Origin of the sequence: Acinetobacter uliginosus (genome assembly GCF_044130295.1) — a bacterium.
In the GTDB taxonomy this organism is placed as follows: Bacteria; Pseudomonadota; Gammaproteobacteria; order Pseudomonadales; family Moraxellaceae; genus Acinetobacter.
On the sequence record NZ_JBIQOC010000037.1, the window covers coordinates 1 to 22247 of the forward strand.

General features: G+C 43.3%; 15 protein-coding genes. 7 read left to right on the forward strand and 8 right to left on the reverse strand.

The genetic code is table 11. The features are described 5' to 3' along the window. Positions 1 to 58: 58 nt before the first annotated feature. Complete coding sequence (gene metK / locus ACE01T_RS08440; RefSeq protein ID WP_180043109.1) at positions 59 to 1225, reverse strand: methionine adenosyltransferase; 1167 nt, start codon at positions 1223 to 1225, stop codon at positions 59 to 61. A 904-nt stretch (positions 1226 to 2129) separates the two neighbouring features. On the opposite strand from metK, the gene tkt reads away from it, so the two are divergent. The 3 genes from tkt (at position 2130) to ACE01T_RS08455 (ending at position 5448) form a co-directional block, all read left to right on the forward strand. Then, on the forward strand, positions 2130 to 4118 hold the full coding sequence (gene tkt / locus ACE01T_RS08445; RefSeq protein WP_180043108.1) for a transketolase: 1989 nt from the start codon (positions 2130 to 2132) through the stop codon (positions 4116 to 4118). Positions 4119 to 4278: 160 nt separating this feature from the next. After that, positions 4279 to 4494, forward strand: coding sequence for a hypothetical protein (locus ACE01T_RS08450; RefSeq protein WP_180043107.1), 216 nt, complete (start codon positions 4279 to 4281; stop codon positions 4492 to 4494). A gap of 369 nt (positions 4495 to 4863) precedes the next feature. Further along, positions 4864 to 5448: a YceI family protein gene (locus tag ACE01T_RS08455; RefSeq protein WP_086195076.1), complete on the forward strand. Its 585-nt coding sequence runs from the start codon at positions 4864 to 4866 to the stop codon at positions 5446 to 5448. A 65-nt stretch (positions 5449 to 5513) separates the two neighbouring features. On the opposite strand, the gene ACE01T_RS08460 is transcribed toward ACE01T_RS08455, so the two are convergent. Both ACE01T_RS08460 and exaC read right to left on the reverse strand, forming a co-directional pair. After that, positions 5514 to 6233 carry a glutamine amidotransferase gene (locus tag ACE01T_RS08460; protein WP_180043106.1) on the reverse strand — a complete coding sequence of 240 codons (720 nt, stop codon included), beginning with the start codon at positions 6231 to 6233 and terminating at the stop codon, positions 5514 to 5516. A 142-nt stretch (positions 6234 to 6375) separates the two neighbouring features. Beyond that, entirely contained in the window at positions 6376 to 7887 is a 1512-nt protein-coding gene (gene exaC / locus ACE01T_RS08465) for an acetaldehyde dehydrogenase ExaC (RefSeq protein ID WP_180043105.1), read from the reverse strand. Between the two features lie 204 nt (positions 7888 to 8091). Here exaC and ACE01T_RS08470 point away from each other — a divergent pair, with 204 nt between their 5' ends. Next, positions 8092 to 9273, forward strand: a complete 1182-nt coding sequence (locus ACE01T_RS08470; RefSeq protein WP_166168067.1) for a helix-turn-helix domain-containing protein — start codon at positions 8092 to 8094, stop codon at positions 9271 to 9273. A gap of 16 nt (positions 9274 to 9289) precedes the next feature. Here ACE01T_RS08470 and ACE01T_RS08475 read toward each other — a convergent pair whose 3' ends face one another. The 5 genes from ACE01T_RS08475 to ACE01T_RS08495 form a co-directional block, all read right to left on the reverse strand. Further along, complete coding sequence (locus ACE01T_RS08475) at positions 9290 to 10258, reverse strand: alpha/beta hydrolase (protein ID WP_086195080.1); 969 nt, start codon at positions 10256 to 10258, stop codon at positions 9290 to 9292. Positions 10259 to 10499: 241 nt separating this feature from the next. After that, positions 10500 to 11711 (reverse strand): iron-dependent methanol dehydrogenase, encoded by a 1212-nt coding sequence (mdh, locus tag ACE01T_RS08480; RefSeq protein ID WP_180043104.1) that lies wholly within the window; start codon positions 11709 to 11711, stop codon positions 10500 to 10502. A 466-nt stretch (positions 11712 to 12177) separates the two neighbouring features. After that, positions 12178 to 14253, reverse strand: a complete 2076-nt coding sequence (locus tag ACE01T_RS08485) for a TonB-dependent receptor plug domain-containing protein (RefSeq protein WP_395519106.1) — start codon at positions 14251 to 14253, stop codon at positions 12178 to 12180. A gap of 183 nt (positions 14254 to 14436) precedes the next feature. Beyond that, entirely contained in the window at positions 14437 to 15435 is a 999-nt protein-coding gene (locus tag ACE01T_RS08490) for an ABC transporter substrate-binding protein (protein ID WP_180043102.1), read from the reverse strand. A 3-nt stretch (positions 15436 to 15438) separates the two neighbouring features. Beyond that, the gene (locus ACE01T_RS08495) at positions 15439 to 16026 is read right to left on the reverse strand and encodes an ANTAR domain-containing response regulator (RefSeq protein WP_086195084.1); all 588 of its coding nucleotides are present in this window, start codon (positions 16024 to 16026) and stop codon (positions 15439 to 15441) included. A 448-nt stretch (positions 16027 to 16474) separates the two neighbouring features. On the opposite strand from ACE01T_RS08495, the gene ACE01T_RS08500 reads away from it, so the two are divergent. From ACE01T_RS08500 to nirD, 3 genes are read left to right on the forward strand one after another with little or no spacing between them, the layout of a single operon-like run. Continuing rightward, positions 16475 to 17821, forward strand: coding sequence for an MFS transporter (locus ACE01T_RS08500; protein ID WP_180043101.1), 1347 nt, complete (start codon positions 16475 to 16477; stop codon positions 17819 to 17821). A 24-nt stretch (positions 17822 to 17845) separates the two neighbouring features. Beyond that, a complete protein-coding gene (gene nirB, locus ACE01T_RS08505) occupies positions 17846 to 20392 on the forward strand; it encodes a nitrite reductase large subunit NirB (RefSeq protein ID WP_218944719.1) in 2547 nt (848 codons plus the stop codon). 20 nt (positions 20393 to 20412) lie between these two features. Then, the gene (gene nirD, locus ACE01T_RS08510; RefSeq protein WP_180043120.1) at positions 20413 to 22047 is read left to right on the forward strand and encodes a nitrite reductase small subunit NirD; all 1635 of its coding nucleotides are present in this window, start codon (positions 20413 to 20415) and stop codon (positions 22045 to 22047) included. The last annotated feature ends 200 nt before the right edge of the window (positions 22048 to 22247 follow it).

Sequence of the window (22247 nt, forward strand, 5' to 3'; positions counted from 1 at the left end):
ATTATTTTAAAGCAGAAATAAAAAAGCCCACAACAATGTGGGCTTTTTGATGGAAAAATTACAGTCCGGCAGAGGCTTTAAGTGCTTCCACTTTATCGGTTTTTTCCCAGGTAAATGCAGTATCTGAACCTTGACGGCCAAAGTGACCATAAGCAGCAGTCTGCTTATACATCGGTTGAATCAGATTCAACATGCGGGTAATGCCGTATGGACGCAAGTCAAAGTGCTCACGAACCAATTGAATAATGAATTCTTCAGGTACTTTGGCTGTGTTAAATGTATTGATTGAAATAGAAGTTGGCTCAGCAACACCAATCGCATAAGACACCTGGATTTCACATTTATCTGCTAGGCCAGCTGCTACAATATTTTTCGCTACATAACGCCCGGCATAAGCTGCTGAACGGTCAACTTTAGATGGATCTTTACCAGAGAAAGCACCGCCGCCGTGACGAGCCATACCACCGTAAGTATCGACAATGATTTTACGGCCAGTTAAACCACAGTCACCTACAGGACCGCCAATCACAAACATCCCGGTCGGGTTGATGTGGAATTTGGTGTCTGCATGGAACATTTCGGCAGGAATGATTTTCTTCACGATTTCTTCAATCACAGCTTCTTTTAAGTTGGCTTGTGAAATTTCAGGATCGTGCTGGGTAGAAAGTACCACAGCATCCAAACGGACAGGCACGCCATTTTCATAGGCAAAAGTCACCTGACTTTTCGCATCTGGACGTAACCAAGGTAAACGGCCATTACGACGTAACTCAGCCTGTTTTTCCATTAAGCGGTGTGCATATGAAATAGGAGCTGGCATTAACACGTCAGTTTCACGGCTGGCATAACCAAACATCAAGCCTTGGTCACCGGCACCCTGATCTTCAGGTTTTTGGCGGTCCACACCCTGAGCAATTTCAGGAGACTGTTTACCGATCATGTTGATCACGGCACAGGTTGAACCATCGAAACCGAGGTCAGAATGATGATAGCCAATACCATTGACGGTTTGACGTACGATTGCTTCAAAGTCGACGTTAGCAGTTGTTGTGATTTCACCGGCAAGTACTACCGCACCCGTTTTTACAAGCGTTTCACAAGCAACCCGTGCATAAGGGTCTTCTTTTAAGATTGCATCCAAAATAGCGTCACTGATTTGGTCAGCCATTTTATCCGGATGGCCTTCGCTTACAGATTCCGAGGTAAATACAGCGTACTCGCGCATAAGTCCTATCACAGTTAATTCAAAAGACGCAATATGTTACATCGAGTTGGACTTTTGGACCAGTTCTAGACGATAAAAATGGATGAATTTATTTCAATTCAATGACTTTTTAATTGATATGGGCATCTAAAAAACTGATAAGTCGTTAAAAATGAGCCTGAAATAGTAATTTTGCTTATAACAAAAATTTGCTTAAGCAAATATTTAATCCTTGCTTCAAAAGCATTTCTATTTAATCAAAAACGATTATAAATATATTTAATCATTTAAAAATTTATATATATTATTGTTATATATTAACTTCGACAAAAAATCATTTTGAAAAAAGCCTGACGGGATGAAACTTTATAAGAGTGAAGCGATACAGTTAAAAGGAATTAAATTTTTCAGTTAGTTTTGTTTAAAGTGAATCAAATTCATTTTTTAAGCTTTTGAGTGTTTATTCATCAATTGGGTAAGGCCAAAAATTTAATTTACCCTGTAATTTTGTAGCGGGTATTTATCAAAGCATAAACAATAAAATGATTCTGTAAATGAGGAAAAGCTTTAAAGCCTATATTCAATAGCCAAAGTAGAGGTTTTTCATCATTGTTGGATCTTCTTGATCTTTTTCCACATAAAGAAATAAAAGCAACTGGTGAAACAACGCTCATGCAATTAATAATGGTTAAAGTGTCATATATAAATTTTAGATTAAATAAGCCAAGGTATTTAATCATGCGCTAAGTCGCTGCAAATGATGTGAAATTGAGCTCTGCCTGCATTAAAGTATGTCCAGTGGTGAATAAATGCCGAAATGTTGGCTATTAGACTTTACCCTTTGCTGTTTTTTTAAGACAATATAGCCAGCTTTGAATTTTCCTATTCATCATATTCTTTAAACGATTTAGTTGGACTCTGACCTATGACAACCCCGCTTAACGAACGTCGTATTGCAAACGCAATTCGTGTATTGGCAATGGATGCTGTGCAAAAAGCAAATTCAGGACATCCAGGTGCTCCGATGGGGATGGCAGACATCGCTGATGTCGTTTGGCGTGAATTTTTAAATCATAACCCGCAAAACCCGCAATGGGCCAACCGTGACCGTTTTGTATTGTCTAACGGCCATGGCTCTATGCTGCAATATGCACTATTGCATTTGACCGGTTATGATCTTTCTATTGAAGATTTAAAATCTTTCCGCCAGTTACATTCTAAAACTCCAGGTCACCCTGAATTAGGTTATGCACCAGGGATTGAAACCACGACTGGTCCATTGGGTCAGGGTATTGCCAATGCGGTTGGTTTTGCGCTGGCTGAAAAAACTTTAGCTGCTCAATTTAACAAAGACGACATCAAAGTGGTTGACCACTTCACTTACTGTTTCCTAGGTGATGGCTGCTTGATGGAAGGTGTTTCTCATGAAGCATGTTCACTTGCAGGTACTTTGGGTCTGGGTAAACTTGTCGTTTATTACGATGACAACGGCATTTCTATTGATGGTGAAGTTGAAGGCTGGTTCTCTGACGATACAGAACAACGTTTCCACGCTTATGGTTGGCAAGTGATTAAAGTGGATGGTCACGATAGCGATGCGATCCGTCAAGCAACTGTTGCAGCAAAAGCTGAAACGGCTAAACCGACTTTAATTATCTGTAAAACAATTATTGGTTTAGGTTCACCAAACAAACAAGGTAAAGAAGATTGTCATGGTGCACCACTGGGTAATGACGAAATCGCCTTGACGCGTGAAGCTTTGGGTTGGACTGAAGGTCCATTCGAAATTCCTGCTGACGTTTATGCAGCTTGGGATGCCAAAGACAAAGGTGCTCAATCTGAATCTGCATGGAATGAAACTTTTGCTGCATATGCTGCAAAATACCCAACTGAAGCGGCTGAACTTAAACGTCGTTTAAGCGGTGAATTACCGGCTGACTTCGTCGCTAAAGCAGATGCTTATATCGCTGAAGTAAATGCAAAAGCTGAAACTATTGCGACGCGTAAAGCCAGCCAAAATGCACTTCAAGCACTTGTACCATTGTTGCCAGAAGTTTTGGGCGGTTCTGCTGACTTGGCAGGTTCAAACCTGACCTTGTGGAAAGGTGCGCAAGGCGTACAAGACAATCCAGCGGGTAACTATGTTCACTACGGCGTACGTGAATTTGGTATGACTGCAATTGCCAACGGCGTTGCATTGCATGGCGGTTTCATCCCTTACGTTGCAACATTCCTGATGTTTATGGAATACGCGCGTAATGCAGTGCGTATGTCTGCATTGATGAAACAGCGTGTCATCCATGTTTATACCCATGACTCAATCGGTCTGGGTGAAGATGGTCCTACGCATCAACCGGTAGAACAGATCGCCTCTTTACGTGGCACACCAAACTTAAATACCTGGCGTCCATGTGACACTGTAGAAGCTTCTATTTCTTGGAAATCTGCATTGTTACGTAGCGAAGGTCCTACAGCATTAATTTTCTCTCGTCAAAACTTGCCATTCCAGACCCGTACTCAAGCACAAATTGAGAACGTTGCTAAAGGTGGTTATGTGCTGGCTGAAGAAAAAGGTGAATTAAAAGCGATTATTATTGCGACTGGTTCTGAAGTTTCATTGGCAATGGAAGCTTATGCACAGCTTGATGGTGTACGTGTAGTATCTATGCCATGTGCCGAAGAGTTTGTGAAACAGGATGCTGCTTACCGTGAAGCGGTTCTTCCATCTCATATTCGTGCGCGTGTCGCAGTTGAAGCTGCGCATGTGGATTACTGGTGGAAATTTGTGGGTCTGGATGGTCGAGTGATCGGTATGACTACATACGGTGAATCTGCACCTGCGAAAGACTTGTACCAATATTTCGATATTACCACTGAAGCGGTTGTTGCAGCAGTAAAAGACATTACCGCTTAATCAATCCGATTAGCAGGTTAAAAAGACGCCCCAGCAAAAGGGGCGTTTTTCATTGCAGAAATAACGATTTGTAACGAATGATTTAAACGTCTAGGTTTAAAATTAATTCATTCATACAGTATTCAGCCCGGGGTGCATGATTGCCCCAAGTGAGGAAAATATGAGCCTTTATGATCAGATTAATGATGAAATTGTCCTGATGGATGCTGGTGAACAGAAATGGATTGGTACAGACCTTGAACTTGATGCTATGGTTGCTGTGGAACTCATGCTGCAAGACTTGCAGGAAGACAAGGTGATCAAGATCCGCCGTAAGAATCATGAAAAGCATACCGGTTTAAAGCAAATCGACCGTATTTTGGTTGAAAAGTTATAAAGATGAAACATCTTTAAAAAGCCCCAATGGGGGCTTTTATTATTTTGGATATTTAAAAATGTGAACAGTTACGAATAGATGGGCTGTACTTTTCATTAATTGATCATGATTTTTATAAACTGTATATTTTTGTATTAAATATTTAATAAAAACAGAAACAAGTGATAAAGACATAAAATTGCGAATCAGGGTTTAAAATAAATTATGATGATGATCAATATATTAAGATGAGGTGACCATATCATTTCATTTATGGAGCTAGATAACCGGTAATTGTTCTATTCTTGCAACATATCGTTTTATCTATATCGGTGAATTAAAATAAGAAAGGTATAAACTAATAATCATTCCAATGCGAGATAACAAGACATGAATTTTAAAGCACTAACTTTAGGTCTGGCGGTTGCATCAGTGGCAACTTTTACTATGGCAAAACCGGTTGCCTATCAGATTGATCCAACCCACACAGCAACTGTTTTTTCCTGGAGTCACTTTGGTTTCTCTACGCCTTCTGCAAACTTTAGCGACATTCAAGGTACAATTAACGTCGATAATGCAAAACCTGCAAATTCATCTGTGAATGTGACTATTCCTTTATCGAGTTTAAATACCAACGTAAAAGCATTGGATGAGCATTTAAAAACAGCAGATTTTTTTGATGCAGCGAAGTATCCAAACATCACATTTAAAAGTACTAAAGTTCAGGCATTAGGTAAAAACAAATACAAAATCACTGGTAACCTTACAGTGAAAGATGTGACTAAACCTGTAGTTTTAGATGCAGTGTTAAATAAACAAGGTGTACATCCAATGACTAAAGCAGAGGCTATTGGTTTCAATGCCACGACTTCATTCAACCGGTCAGCATTTGGCGTAGGGGCTTATGTACCAAATGTGGGCGATAAAATCACGGTAAACATTACCACTGAAGCTTCTGTTCCTGCGAAAAAATAAGCCTGAATTGGCTAATAAAAAAAGCACCCTTGAGAGGGTGCTTTTTTATTGGTTGAAATTTTACTTTAAATTGCTGAAATCTGTTTGAGATATGCCTGCAATACAGCCTGTGCCTGCAATGCTAATGCAGTGGCATAGCGTTGATTGTCGGCTCGCAAAGCCGGAATATTAACGTTAGCTTTTCTTAATTCGCAGGTATGGCCAATCAGCCATTTTTCCAGACTTTCTGGGGCCACTTCAAGATGAAATTGTAAGGCCAGAATATTTTTCCCCACAGAAAATGCCTGATGAAGATAAATCTCTGAACCTGCTAATAATGTAGCCTGTTCAGGCAAATCGAAGGTATCGCCATGCCAGTGTAATACAGCAGTTCCAGTTAATGGCTTAAGCAGATTATTTGCACAATCTGTAATACTGAGTTGGCTCCAGCCAATTTCCTTTTGATGTCCTGCATACACTTTGGCACCCAGGGCATGAGCAATCAGTTGAGCACCTAGACAGATGCCTAAAGTTGGCAAGTTTTCTTTTAGGCGAACTTTAAGTAAGTCTATTTCTTGTTGTAAGAAAGGGTAGTCATCTGTTTCATACACGCCAATCGGTCCACCTAAAATAATGGTGAGACCTTTATGCTGCAATGCTTTGCTTAAATCATCTACACCGGCTTCAAAATAACGTACCCGAAAACCGAGTTGATAAAAGACATCTTCAAATGCCCCCAGGTCTTCAAAGGCAAGATGTTGAATGGCATAAATGGTGTCAGGAAAGTCTGGAGGAATAGTTATCATGCTTTTGTTTTCATAGAGAAGGAATCATAGCAATTTAGCCTGAATAGTCAGAAAAATGAAGATTTCTCTGTTGATCGTTTGCAATTTAAAGCAAAAAAGCGAACCGAAGTTCGCTTTTGAGATACTTGATACAACGTTATGTTTAGAAGAAGCCCATTGGCTTGGTGGCATAGCTCACCAGCAAGTTTTTGGTTTGCTGGTAATGATCCAGCATCATCTTGTGGTTTTCACGTCCAATACCTGATTTTTTATAACCACCGAATGCAGCATGTGCAGGGTAGATATGATAACAGTTGGTCCATACACGACCTGCTTCAATCGCACGGCCTGCACGATATGACGTATGCGCTGAACGTGACCAGACACCAGCACCTAAACCATAAATGGTATCGTTGGCAATCTTGATGGCATCATCAAAATCTTTAAAGGTGGTCACTGCGAGTACTGGTCCAAAAATTTCTTCCTGGAACGTTCTCATGTCATTGGTGCCTTTGAAAATGGTCGGTTCAATGTAGAAACCTTGGCCAACTTCATGGCGTGCTTCACCACCCGTCAATAGTTGAGCACCTTCTCCACGGCCGGTTGCGATACATCCCAGAATTTTGTCTTGCTGTTCTTGAGAAGCCTGTGCCCCAATCATGGTCTCAGTATCCAGTGGATGACCGGTTTTAATGCGTTTCACACGTTCTACTGCAAGTTCCAGGAACTGGTCTGCAATACTTTCCTGAACCAAAGCACGTGATGGACAGGTACAGATTTCCCCTTGGTTCAGGGCAAACATGGTAAAGCCTTCTAGCGCTTTTTCTAGGTAGTCATCTTGCTGAGCCATAACATCTTCAAAGAAAATGTTTGGTGATTTACCACCTAGCTCTAAGGTTACCGGAATAATATTTTCGGTGGCATATTGCATGATCTGCTGACCGACAGCTGTTGAGCCAGTAAATGCAATTTTGGCAATACGTGGGTTGGTAGCCAATGGGCGGCCCACTTCAACGCCATAACCATTTACAATGTTTAATACGCCTGCAGGCAACAGGTCCTGAATCAGTTCAACCAGTACCAGAATACTGACCGGTGTTTGTTCAGCCGGTTTTAAAACAATACAGTTACCTGCAGCCAGAGCCGGTGCCAGTTTCCAGGTTGCCATTAAAATCGGGAAGTTCCACGGAATGATTTGTCCGACTACACCTAAAGGTTCATGGAAATGGTAAGCAATAGTATCTTCATCGATTTCTGAAATGCCGCCTTCTTGTGCACGGATACAGCCGGCAAAATAGCGGAAATGATCAATCGCCAAAGGAATATCGGCAGCCAGGGTTTCACGAATCGGCTTACCATTATCCCAGGTTTCAGCAACTGCCAAAAGCTCCAGATTGGCTTCTAAACGGTCGGCAATTTTTAACAGGATATTGGAACGGGTCGTTGGCGATGACTTGTTCCATTGTGCTTTGGCTTTATGTGCAGCATCAAGAGCAAGCTCAATATCTTCAACGCTAGAACGCGGAACTTTGGTGAAAGCTTTACCATCTACAGGCGAAATATTGTCAAAGTATTCTCCTTTGACAGGCGCTACCCATTGTCCACCAATGAAGTTTTCATATTGGGCTTTAAACTGAACTTTTGAACCAGGTTGATTAGGATCGACGTAACGCATATGTATTTCCTTTGCTTATTTTAGTGTCTTAAAACCGTATCTACAGCTTTGGTATATAAGGTACTTGTGTACATTATATGATTAGCATAACCTGAATAAGGTTGGAGAAAGGTTGGATACAAGAAGGTTTACAATCTTTTCAATCCAGCATAAAAAATAGCGATTACAGTGGATGTAAATCATGAATTGTTGTGAGAATAAGGAATGATGACAAAACAAAATTTGATGCAAAAAAGGCATAAAATTGATCAGTTTAGGCAAAGTAGCAGTTTATCTGCCTTACATGCGGAACAACTGGGTCAAAGTATTGCGAGTTCTTGGCAACGTTCATCCTCGGCCGAAATTCCCAAGGATCGCTTGGCTGCCCCACTGGTTCACTTACAAAAAGAAACCTATCCTTCGGCTTTGGCAAATGCCTTGCAACATTGCGCACAGGATTTAAAGCATATTGCCGAACAGTCTTCGATGGTAATTGCAGTCGGGGATATCGGTAGCACCATTATCTGGTCAGCCTCCAGTCCACAAATGCAGCGTGCAGCAGAAAGTGTGCATTTTATTGAAGGCGGGCAATGGCGCGAGGAACTGGTCGGAACCAACGCCTTGGCACTGTCGTTAAAAACCCAGCAATCGAGTTGTGTGTTTTCCAATGAACATTATATGCCTTCCATTCATGATTGGGTCTGTTATGCTGCCCCGATTATTGATCCTTATTCCAAGCAGGTGTTAGGGGTGATTGACCTGTCGACTACCTGGCAAAAGCATAACAGTTTGGGACTACTTGCAGCGGAACGCTGTGCTTCGATTATTCAATCGGCTTTGCTGGAATACCAAAAGCAGCGTCTGTTTATCCGGGCTTTTTCCGTGCCTCAGGTTTTGTTTAATGGCAAGGTACTGGTTCTGACCCCCCGCCAAATTGAAATTTTGACCATCCTGGCATTATGTCCGCAAGGTTTAAGTCTGGATACCCTGCATCAGGCTTTATACGGAGAACGAAAAGTCAGTATAGGTACCTTAAAGGCGGAAATGTCGCAGTTGCGTGATGTACTGGGCGGTATGCTGGGTTCCAGACCTTATCGTTTATTGGCACATGTCGAGGCTGACTTTTTATTGACAGAACAGTCTTTGGATGCCGGCTATATCGATTCGGCCTTAAAACTGTGTACTGGCGTATTTCTAGCCAAAACTGAAAGTCCTTTTTTATGTGCCTGGCGCGATTGTCTGGAATCACGTTTAAGTGATGCCATTTTTAAAGCCAATGAAACCGATGTGCTGCTAAAACATGTGGCTCGATTCCCTGAGGCGATTGATGCGGTTGAACGCCTGATTGAGCTCATGCCCAAAACGCACCCTGTGCATCAAACCCTGCTGAAATATAAGGATGCCTGAGAGCTGTAAGATATATTTACAGCCCTTTAATTTCTAGCCATTCAAACAGCCGCAGATAGACATTCTGGCGTACCGATTTTTCCGACAAGACCAGATCATGTAAGCCATTCTTGATTTTAGCAATGGTGACATCACCTTTGATTTTTCTGGCATATTTGTCGATATGTTTGACATCTAGAATCACATCACTGCTTTGCGCATATTGATGCCATTTTTTTGGATTTTTGCTTTGATCGGAATGCATCACCAAAGCAGGTACCGTTAAGCTGACTCCCTGATGGATTTCTTTCTGTGCTTCAAAAATGGCCCGAACAAAACTCAAGCGAACCAGAGGGTAAGACTGCGGTTTCCAGTCCAGATTAAAGTCCCATTCGCCATGCAGATTTTTATGCAGACTGGGAACATACCATTTGTTCAGCTCACTGGGAAATTTTAAATCCGGGCAAACCTTACCCACCCGGCTTAAATTGGGAATGCCCAATTTTTTCTTGATCGGGTTCATATTGAAATCATAAAACGGACTATTGACCCACAGTGCCTTAATTAAAGGATGCTCTGGATGATGTGCCGCATACAGTGTGGTGGTTAAGCCACCGGTAGAATGGCCACTGAGTAAAATGGCATCATGGCCTTCTGCGCCTATAATGTTTAAGGCTTCGGTAATTTCCGCATCGTATTCGGCAATTTCACGCACATTATAATATTTTTGATGCGGCAGAATGGAGCGGCCATATTTACGTAAATCCAGTGCATAAAAGTCAAAACCATGCTGGTTGAACTGTTCGGCCATTTCGGTCTGGAAGAAATAATCAATAAAGCCATGAATATATAACACAGCTTTGGATGTGGTTTGGTCGGCTTTTTTTCTGACTAAGGTCGCTGTAACCTGACCTTCATAATCATCCGGGAAATTTAAAGTGGCCTGTTCATAACCTGGGCCTAAGATATCGCGTTGATAAAGTGGGGCGGTGTTGCCATTGCTCATTTTTATACTCATAGAGAAGAATCTGTTTTCTCTTATCCTTCATGATGAGTGGTAATTTGTCAAATTGAATTATTTTTATAAAAAAAAAAGCAACCACAGTTCTTATCCTGTCATCAAGGACACAGGATCAGCCAGGAAAAGGGAAATGGTTTCTTTTCTTGGCGCACTTCTTGACGAAGTGCGAACATGGGTTGCTAAAAGTGTAAGTCAAAGAATTGGATAGAAGACTTACAGGGAGGTATTACATTGCTGCTTTAAAATCGACTACCGATGCATTAGGTTTCAATGCTGCCTTAAAGATATCGACCACTTGAGCATGGTTAGCTTTACGTGGGTTGGTCAGCATGCAGGCATCTTTTTGCGCATTTTCTGCCATGATGGCCAGATCAGCTTCTTTGACACCCAGTTCAGCCAAACCAGATGGAATACCAATAGAAGCAGAAAGTTGACGAATGGCATTGATGGCTTCAAATGCAGCTTCAGTTACCGTCAGGCCTTCAGTGTTGACTCCCATTAACTGTGCAATTTTCGCATAGCGATCCGGGCAGGCGATCAGGTTAAATTCAGATACATGCGGAAGCAGAATGGCATTACAAACACCGTGTGGCAGATTGTAGAAACCGCCCAGCTGATGCGCCATGGCATGAACATAACCTAAAGATGCATTGTTAAAAGCCATACCTGCAAGATACTGTGCATAGCTCATGGCATCACGTGCTTCAAGATTTTCACCATTGGCAACAGCCGGGCTAAGCCATTCGCTAATCATGGTAATTGCTTTTTCGGCACAGGCATCGGTAATTGGATTGGCTGCAGTTGATACATAGGCTTCAACAGCGTGAGTCAATGCATCCATACCGGTTGCCGCAGTTAAACTGGCTGGTTTGGCAATCATCAGTTTAGGATCGTCGATGGCAATCAGCGGGGTACAGCGCCAGTCAACAATAGCCATTTTTACATGGGTATCGGTATTGGTAATAATACAGAAACGGGTCATTTCTGAAGCCGTACCTGCCGTGGTATTGATCGCAATCAGCGGTGTCATCGGTACAGTGCTTTTATCGATCCCTTCGTAGTCACGAATATGACCGCCACCCGCTGTCACCAGGCCGATACCTTTGGCACAGTCATGTGATGAACCACCGCCTAAAGAAACAATAAAATCACAACCCTGTTCATTATAGGCTTGAACGCCGTTATGTACGTTAATGTCGGTTGGGTTCGGTTCTGCACCCGGGAAAATATGACTGTCAACGCCAGCATCTTTTAAATAGTTTGAAATAGTATCTGCGACACCAAATTTGAATAAACCTGCATCAGTCACAATCAAGGCCTTCTTGGCACCTAGATTTTGCGCTTTAGTTCCAATTTCTTTGGCACAGCCTGGGCCAAAAAGTGAAACACAGGGAATATAAAAACCGTTGGTTTGATCTGCAATATTTTTAAAAGCCATGGTGCGATTCCTTCTACCATTCATTATATTATCGGTGACTCTCACCGTAATTGGAGTATCGAATGAAGCTGGAAAAAATCCTACCTACCAAATACCTACCATTTTAAGTTAATGAATTTTATAATTTTTTTATTAAATATTGCCCGGTTATCTATTTTTGATGCATCATTTACTCATATCTAGGCTATCTTGCAAACCATGTATAAGAGGTTCTCGAACTTTAGCATGTTTGAATCATATTCAGGTGATCAACCATTAAAAAGCCCTAAGCATCAGATTGATATTCAAGCTCGAATACCAGTTTTGAGGGCGGTGATAGGGTAAAGCTAAAAATCCTGACTAGTTGAGAAATCATAGAAAATTGGCAACGGCCAGAAGATTAAATTTTTCCGCTGGGCAGCATAAATACAATCATTATCTGGAGATAAAAAACCGGTGACTGGCACCGGTTTTTTATCTTCCCCGTTTAGAATTTTTTTTCTACACTGAGGAGTACACTTGGAATGGCCTGATTGACCCGGGATTCATACAGGCTGCCATCAGATTGATTGGTTAAACGCTCTTTATAATCTGTACTCAAGATATTGCGTGCACTCAGGGTCATTGCCCAGCCATCATCAAAGCGTTTGCTCATACTGATATCGACATTGACCCGTTCATTACTGGTGCGGTCATAGGGTTGGTTATCCAGGGCACGGGTAAATTCAGGAACATAGTTCAGGTTCACACTGCTGGAAAGACGCCAGGGCTGGTAGTTATAAGATAAACCGGCACTGGCTGTATAAGGTGCCACATCACTGGCTAAACGTTGCTGATGATTGGTCTCTTCAATTTTTGCACGTACCGTCGACAGTTGACCATTCAACATCAATGCATGCCCATTTTCAGTTTGCTTTAAGGCATAACGAGCAGCAATTTCAACCCCATAGGTGGTGGCATTATCCTGATTTTGCGGGCGTTCTACAAAACGCGAGCCTTCCTGACGAATCACTTTCTCAATGTAATCTTCAATTTCACGTTGATATGCCGTGATGTTGACGCCACCTGACGGGGTGTTATAACCTAAGGTGGATTCAAAGGCGGTTATTTTTTCCGGACGTAAATTGGGGTTTCCACCACGATCCGGATTGTTCAGGCTACCGGCATCACTATCGGTAGAAACAGAAACCGTAGGTAACAGCTGGTCGGTTTTAGGACTGCGGAATGCCTGGCTGATATTGCTTTGTAATGACCAGTGATCATCAAAATCAAATCGGTGTGCCAAAACAGGACTAAAGTGCTGGTCACTGTAATCCACAAGTCCTGAACGATGAATCCATTCCTGACGTGCACCCAAGGTCACGGTTTGCCGGTCGGTAAACTTCCAACTACCTTCGGTATAGAGCGCATAATGCTGTTCATCGAGTGTATCGGTAATATTACTTTCAAGTTCATTCGAGCGAATATCCGTACCAAACTTCAGTTGTCGGGTGTCATCAAATTTACGCACACCATCATAAGCCACACCATACTCATGGATGGTTTCATCGGTATAGCTGCTGAAGAGCGGTGACCGGGTCGATTCGATTTCGTTCTGCTGTTCGACTGAAAGACGAATTTTGTCGGAATTATCCTTGTCTTTACGTTCATAACGGGTATTTAAACGGATGCTGTCATTCTTGTCATTTTGCGTCTGATCGCCACGGCTGCCGTCACTTTCATTGTTACGATAGAACAGTTCGGCAACCAGTTTTTGCTGGTCATCCAGTTCATATTCAACACGGGGTGTCAGCATTTGCGACTTGCGTTCAGTAATACGCTTTTGTTCGCGGGTTTGGCTGCTGTTTTGGGTCTGGATGATCGAGATGGTGTCATTCCACATCTGGTTGGCAGACAGGCTGTATAACCAGGCATTATCCCGGTCATCAGCCTGAACACTGATATTTTTACGTTCCTCTTCTTTTTGGTCAGATTTTGCCAAACCATATCCTGCACGAATGGTTCCGCTGATGCGGGCATGATCCAAGGGTTGTTTCAGAATAATATTGATGACGGCGGAAGATGCCACAGAAACCTGAGCGACACTTGGCTGTTTGGTAATTTCAATCCGTTCGATCATGTCTGGCGTGATGCTGTCAACAACCGACATGCCACCGCGTGGGCCACCTTGAACCGGTTCACCATTGATTAAAAATGCCGGGGCACCACCGCCACGAAAACGCATAGCTGAAGCACCGCCACCCCCACGTGGACCTTGTCCCGGTGTGGGCATCTGAAAACCGGCGGCACGGCGTAAGGTATCATTCACGGATTGATCACCAAATTGCAGCATTTCTTCACGCGTGACAATAGTTTTCGCCACCGCACTGATATCCGGGTCTTTGGCTTGGGCGGGCGTTGCTTGAAATTTTAGGGTTGCCAGTGTCTGTACCGGGTCTGTTTGAACAACCGTGCTGTTTGTTGTGGCATCGCTAATCGTGTCAGCCGCCCAGCTTGGGGAGATAAAACTAAACAGTGCACAACTCAGGGTGCTCCATTGCCAACGCGGTTGTATGCGTTTCATTATTCGATGTTCCCTATGTAATTTTGCGTAAGATAACGTAAAAATATGGAGAAAATTTGTGGGAAACAGCAGAAATGAAAATAAACCATAAAACTGGATTACAGCGATAAAATAATCAAAATGAATGGCTTAACCCCAGCATTCTGATTATTTTTTGTGGCCGGGGGCAATGCGGATGCTGCCTTATTTCGTCAAAGATAAAATACAGTTTTGGCTGATGTTTTCAATCACCGCATCATTCAAGTGAATTGGGTTATCCCATTTCAGCATTTTTTGGGTCAGCCATTTAAAATCATCTACCTTTGGCACAGATGTCTCATCGACAAAATTGCGGATAATATTTTGAATGGAGTGGAATTTTTGTACATGAATGCTGTCTGAGCATTGAAATTGCACAATATTGAACTCGGTCAGCATTTGCCAAACGTCAGCATAGTCCTGTAAATCTTTCAGTTCTTGCTGGGCTTTTTGAATGGCCTGCGTTAAAGCCTGATGCGTGTTTGGATGTTGCATTGCCCAATCACAGGTGACTGCCAAAACCTTATCTGCCACTTGGGGAATAATGTCCTGACTGGAAGCGACAATTTGACCGATTCCCAGTAGTTCAGCCTGGCTGTTCCAGGGTTCACCGACACAAAAACCATCAATGACCTGATTGGCTAATGCCTGCACCATATAGGGTGGGGGAAGCGTGGCCAGTTTTATATTTCGTGCAATTTCAGGATTGGCAAGGGCGAGCCATTCTCTGAGACAATAATGATGAATCGACTGCTTAAAGACATGGGCAAATTGAATCTTTTTTTGCGCTTGTAGGGCAGAGACGATTTTTTGTGCAGATTGTTGTGCGCTGTCCTGACTGGAAATGTTCAGATCAAAGCACAGTTTTTGACTCAAACTAATAAAGGCACGGTTATAACTTAATACCAGGGCAGTCTGGAGTGGAATACCGAGCTGGTCTTCACCAAGTGCTGCGGCAGGCAGCATGGCAGACAGGCAATGTGCAGCATCTAAAAAACCAAAAGCCAACCGGTCTCTTAAGCTGGCCCAAGATGCTTCCTTCACCAGCGTGACCTCTAAACCCGCTTCCTCAAAAAAACCACGCTGCTTGGCCCAAAGAATGGCCACACAATCCAGCAGAGGAATATAGCCGAACTGGATTTGAGTTTTTTCTAAATCTGGCATGGCTTAATCCTTCAATTGGCTTTGTAGTAGTTGCTGTGCATCCAGTAAACGCCGTGCCATTTCGCCAATGGTCATACGGTGGCTCATGGCATTTTTACGCAGTAACTGAAAGGCTTGATCTTCAGTAAGATGGTGCAATTGCATCATCAATACTTTGGCTTTCTCCACATCTTTACGGTCGGCTAGCTTATTTTTGGTGTCTTCCAGATCGCCGAGCAATTTTTTATGTTTTTTAAACTGTTCAATCGAGATTTCTAAAATGCTGTCCAGTTTGGATGGGTCAATGCCATCGACAATATACGCCGTAACCCCGGCATCAATGGCGTTTTTGATCGTGTCTTTGTGGCTGTTTTTAGTGAACAGTACTGTCGGCAGATCGAACTGGCTGACACAGCTTTCAATGATGTCACGATGGGGATGATCCATATCCAGCAAAATCACGTCGGCATGCAACTGTTCGAGGCGGAACATGCTTAAATGATCCGCGCTGAGGCAGGCCACGACCTCGAAATTGTGTTCGATCAGGGAGGCTTGAATGTAATGGGCACGGTCTTGATCGTCATCAATCAGTGCGATTTTGAGTTTTGGCATATGGGCTAAATATCATCAGGCCATGCCTGAAAGAAAAAGTCATAATCTATTTAAAGCAATTAAAATGCCAAATGAGTTAAATCATTATGATTTCAATAAAAGTTCACTGAACCAAGGAACGGTGAGCAAATTGCGCACTGTCTTAATGCAAAAATGCGCTACAAGGAAGCATAATCATTGTTGAGCTGAGTCAGGAGGTCATAGTTAAAAATAGAGAAGCAGACCATTACTGGCATTGAAAAATTATAAATAAAAATTAAAAATGATAAAAAATATAAACTTATAGTTTTCTCTGAGTTATTGGCACGCGCATTGCTATATCTCTTGTGAGTCAAAGACGACTCCAAAAATTGTAAGACGGCCAAAGACGTCCGTTCTGATCGAATCTGCTGTGCAGCTATCTGCATGACAGATAAAACAATACGTTCAGTTCAGGAAGGAGAGGGCTATGTCTTCAAATTTAAATGCTAAAAAAGCAACAAAAATAAGTCTTTTCAATTTCAGTAGCGCAGCAATGCGGGCCTTCCATATGAGTTGGCTCGCATTTTTTGTCTGTTTCTTTGCCTGGTTTGCCTGTGCCCCACTCATGCCTGTCATTGCCGGTGAATTTCATCTTACTAAAGATCAAATTGCCAATATTAATATTGCCGCAGTCGCAATTACTATTTTAGTTCGTCTGATTGTCGGGCCTTTATGTGATAAGTATGGCCCACGCAAAACCTATACCGCATTACTGATTATCGGCAGTATTCCTGTCTTTGGTGTGGCCTCTGCCAACAGCTATGAATCTTTCCTTTTCTTCCGCTTATTGATTGGTGCCATTGGTGCCAGCTTCGTGATCACGCAATATCACACCAGTATTATGTTCGCTCCGAATGTGGTCGGGACTGCCAATGCTGCATCAGCAGGTTGGGGGAATGCGGGTGGTGGTGCAACTCAAGCCTTGATGCCGTTAATGCTTGCTGCCTTGGTGATGTTTGGTGTTGAACAGGCGATGGGCTGGAGAATTGCGCTCATTGTTCCAGGTTTGATGATGCTGATTGTCGGTGCAATGTACTGGAAATTCACCCAGGACTGTCCACAAGGCAACTTTAAAGAACTTCGTGCACAAGGCATTCAAGTTGGTAGCGATAAAAAAGGCGGCATGGCGATTCTGATGCACGCTGCACGTAACTACCGGGTCTGGATTTTATTTGGTGCTTATGCTGCGTGTTTCGGTATTGAAATCTTCATTCATAACATTGTGGCGATGTACTACGTTGAACACTTTAGCTTTGGCCTCAAAGAAGCAGGACTGGCAGCAGGGATCTTCGGTTTACTGGCGCTGTTTGCCCGTGCTTTAGGTGGCATTGTCTCGGACAAAGTCGCAATTAAAAAAGGCCTGGATGGTCGTACCAAAGTGCTGTTCGGCATGATCTTGATGGAAGGCCTGTTCCTGATCTTGTTCTCTCAAATGAATACCGCAGTTCTCGCAATTCTGGTCATGACAGTTTTTGCACTGTTTACCCACATGGCCTGTGGTGCCACCTATGCCTTGGTGCCTTTCATTGACCGTGATGCTTTGGGTGGTGTTGCTGGCATCATTGGCGCAGGCGGTAACGTCGGTGCAGTGGCAGCAGGTTTCTTACTGAAAGGCATGCTGGATATTCAAACCTGCCTGATGGCTCTAGGTGGACTGGTGGTGATTGCAGCAAGCTTTGTACTGATGATTCGCTTCTCGGTTGAGCATAAACAGAAAGAACAAAAACTGTTTGAAGATGCAGTGCTTGAACGCAACAACATGGCGCAAGGTTAAGCAAAGGGATTAAGGAGAATTGATATGAAATTAGTCATGATTGGTCACGGTATGGTAGGGCACAAGTTCATTGAATCGGTTCTTGAACATGCAGGTGACGAGGTTGAAATCACGATTCTGGCAGAAGAACCACGTTTAGCTTATGACCGTGTGCATTTAACCGAATATTTCACTGGTAAATCAGCCAAAGACTTAACTTTATGTCGTGCGGATTTTGCCGATGCCTATGGTATTGATCTGCGTTTAAGCACCAAAGCTATTGCAATAGATACTCTGAATAAAACCGTTACCACCAATCATGGCGAAGTCATTGCATATGACAAACTGGTGCTGGCAACTGGTTCATATGCTTTTGTTCCTCCTATTCCAGGGAATGAGCGTGAAAACTGCTTTGTTTACCGTACTATTGAAGACCTAGATGCCATTCGTGCCACGAGTTTAAATGCCAAAACCGGCGTGGTGATTGGTGGTGGTTTACTCGGTTTGGAAGCTGCGAAAGCCTTGCGTGATCTGGATCTTGAAACCCATGTGGTCGAATTTGCACCCCGTTTAATGGCGGTACAAATTGATGATTTAGGCGGTAAGGTTTTACGTGCAAAAATCGAAAATCTGGGTGTGAAAGTTCATACCCAAAAAGCTACACAATGCATCGAAGCCGGTGAAAATACCACGCATGTGATGAAGTTTGGCGATGGTTCTGAACTTGAAACCGATATCGTTTTATTCTCTGCGGGGATTCGCCCACGTGATGAATTGGCGCGTCAAAGCGGCTTGGCGCTGGGTGAGCGTGGCGGTATTGTCATCAATGATTATTGCCAGACTTCTGATGCTGACATTTACGCGATTGGTGAATGTGCACTGTGGCAAAACAAAATTTATGGTCTGGTGGCTCCGGGCTATGACATGGCACGTATTGCAGCCAAACATGTCATGGATCAGGCTTGCAATTCATTTACCGGCGCAGACATGAGCACCAAGCTCAAACTGATGGGGGTAGATGTGGCATCGGTGGGTGATGCGCATGCCATGACGCCAAATGCCTTAAGTTATTTCTATGCAGATGAAGATGCCATGATTTATAAAAAAATCGTGGTGAATGCGGAAAAAACCAAGCTACTCGGTGCTGTTCTGGTGGGCTGTGCCAAAGAATATAACGACCTGCTGCAAATGATGCTGAATGGATTGGAAATTCCAGAAAATCCGGAAAGCCTGATCATGCCAGGCTATGCGCAATCTACGGCCAAAGCGGGTGGTAGCGGTGTGGATCTGCTTCCAGATAGTGCCACCATCTGTTCATGTAATAACGTCTCTAAAGCCGATATTTGCAGTGCTATCGCTGATGGTTCAACCTCGCTGGGTGCCTTGAAAAAATGTACTAAAGCGGCAACGGCTTGTGGCGGATGTGCACCTTTAGTCACTCAAGTATTGAAATCTGAATTGCAACGTCAAGGGGTGACTGTAAACAATCACCTTTGCGAACACTTTGCCTATTCACGCCAGGAGCTGTATCACCTGGTGCGGGTCAATGAAATCAAAACCTTTGATGATTTGATCGGACAACATGGTCACGGTCTAGGTTGTGATATCTGTAAACCGACTGCAGCCAATATTTTAGCCTCCTGCTGGAATGACTTTGTATTGAAGCCAAGCCATGCAGGGTTGCAAGACAGTAATGACTATTATCTGGGTAATGTTCAAAAAGATGGCTCTTACTCGGTTGTACCGCGAATGGCTGGAGGTGAAGTCACTCCAGAGGGCCTGATTGCAATCGGTCAAATTGCCAAAGAATACGGTTTATATACTAAACTCACCGGTGGACAACGGGTCGACATGTTTGGTGCACAAGTGCATCAGCTGCCTGAAATCTGGGAGAAACTGATCAATGCCGGTTTTGAGTCAGGACATGCTTACGGTAAATCATTGCGTACCGTGAAATCTTGCGTCGGCAGTACCTGGTGCCGTTATGGGGTGGATGACTCAGTCGGTTTGGCCATCTTCCTGGAAAACCGTTACAAAGGTCTGCGTTCACCACACAAACTGAAAATGGCGGTGTCGGGCTGTACCCGTGAATGTGCCGAAGCACAAAGTAAAGATGTTGGGGTGATTGCTACAGAAAAAGGCTGGAACCTGTATGTCTGCGGTAATGGCGGCATGAAACCACGCCACGCGGAATTGCTGGCATCGGATCTGGATACGCAAACTCTAATCCGTTATATCGACCGCTTCTTTATGTTCTATATCCAAACTGCAGACCGTTTGCAACGTACTTCGGTATGGCGTGACAACCTGGAAGGCGGTCTAGATTATTTAAAAGATGTGGTGGTAAATGACTCACTGGGTCTGGCTGCTGAACTGGAACGCCGTATGAACCATGTGGTCGGCACCTATCAAGATGAATGGCGTACCGCGGTGGAAGATCCGGAAGTCCGTAAACGCTTCGTAACCTTTATCAATGCAAAAGTTGAACAACAAAATGATCCACACATTCAATTCGCCGAGGTGCGCGGGCAAATCCGTCCAAAAACCGAGGCTGAACGTGATGTGATGCGTATTCCTGTTGTTGAAGCTTAAAAGAATAAAGGAGAAAGATGATGACAATTTTAAAAGAAATGAATAAAACCAATGAGCTGGAATGGCTGGAAATTTGTGCACTGGATGACATTACCCCGAATACCGGTGTAGGTGCATTAATTGAAAATCAGCAAATTGCCATTTTCCGTGTCGGTAATGAAAAACGCGTCTATGCCTTGAGCAATCAAGATCCGTTTAGTCAGGCTTTTGTCATGTCGCGCGGCATCATTGGCGATTTGCAGGGTGAGCGTGTAGTGGCATCTCCCATCTACAAGCAGCATTTCAGTCTGGCCACCGGACGTTGTCTGGAAGATAAAGATCAAAAGTTACTGGTTTTCCCAAGCAAGATTGAAAATGGCAAGGTCTGGATCAGTCCTACACCGCAAAAAACCTATATCACCAATAACGGCACTTCCCAAGAAAAGATGAAACTGGTGTTGGTAGGTAATGGTCTGGCGGGTATGCGCTGTCTGGAAGACTTACTGGATATGGCACCTGAACGTTATGAAGTGACGGTCATTGGCGAAGAGCCGTGGGGCAACTATAACCGCATCATGCTTTCACCGGTGTTATCTGGCGATAAAACCATTGATGACATCATGCTGCATCCACATGCCTGGTATAGCGATAAAAACATTCGCTTTATTGCCGGTGATGCTGCGGTGAAAATTGACCGTCCACGTAAGCAGGTCTATACCGAAAAAGGCTTGGTGGTGGATTATGATCGTCTAATTCTGGCAACAGGTTCCAAACCCTTTGTCCCGCCTATTCCAGGTTCGGACTTAAAGGGCGTGATCAGTTTCCGCGATATCTATGATGTCAATACCATGCTGGATTACTGCAAATCTAAACAGAATGCCGTGGTGATTGGTGGCGGTCTGCTTGGGCTTGAAGCGGCTTATGGTCTGAAACAACGCGGCATGAATGTGACAGTTTTGCATTTGATGGACCGGATTATGGAACGTCAATTGGATAGTCGTGCAAGCAGCCTGTTAAAACAAAGTATTGAAGCCAAGGGCATCAACATCATGACTCAAGCCAATACCGAACAACTGATTGGCGAAGAGGGTCATGTCACCCAAATCAAGCTGAAAGATGGAACGGTGCTGGATGCTGATCTGGTGGTTTTTGCTGTGGGCATCCGTCCGAATATGGCATTGGCGCAAAGTGCCGGCTTACGTTGTAACCGTGGTGTGATGGTGAATGACACCATGCAAACCTTTGATCCGAGTATTTATGCGGTGGGTGAATGTATTGAGCACCGTAATCAAACCTTCGGTCTGGTTGAACCACTTTGGGGTCAAGCCTTTATTTGTGCCTCACATCTGGCCGAACACGGCAGCTTAACTTTTAAAGCACCGACAGTTCCAACGCAGCTCAAGGTCAGTGGCTGTGATGTATTTTCAGCGGGTCGAATTGATTTAGAAAATGGTGAACCACAGGACGATTACGAAGACATTATCTTGAATGATGAAAAACGTCAGATTTATAAACGCATTATTATTCAAAAAGATAAAGTCATTGGTGCAGTGCTGTTTGGTGATACTGAAGATGGTACCTGGTATGCAGAACTGATTTCTGATCAAACGCCAATCAGTAATATTCGTAATAAATTGCTTTTTGGTAAAGATTTTGCATTAAAGAAAGCAGGCTAATCACATAAGTGGTATTTGTTCAATTTTAAATATTTGCACAGCCACACTTTGCACTAATAAGTAAAGAGTAATTGCGTAGGCATGATCTTACTTTTGAAAGATCAAAAGTAACAAAAATCTTTGTTTCCCATACATTACGTCCTGTAATGATGGGAAACGGTGGCATCCATGCCACCTCGACAGAATACATGCTTACGTGA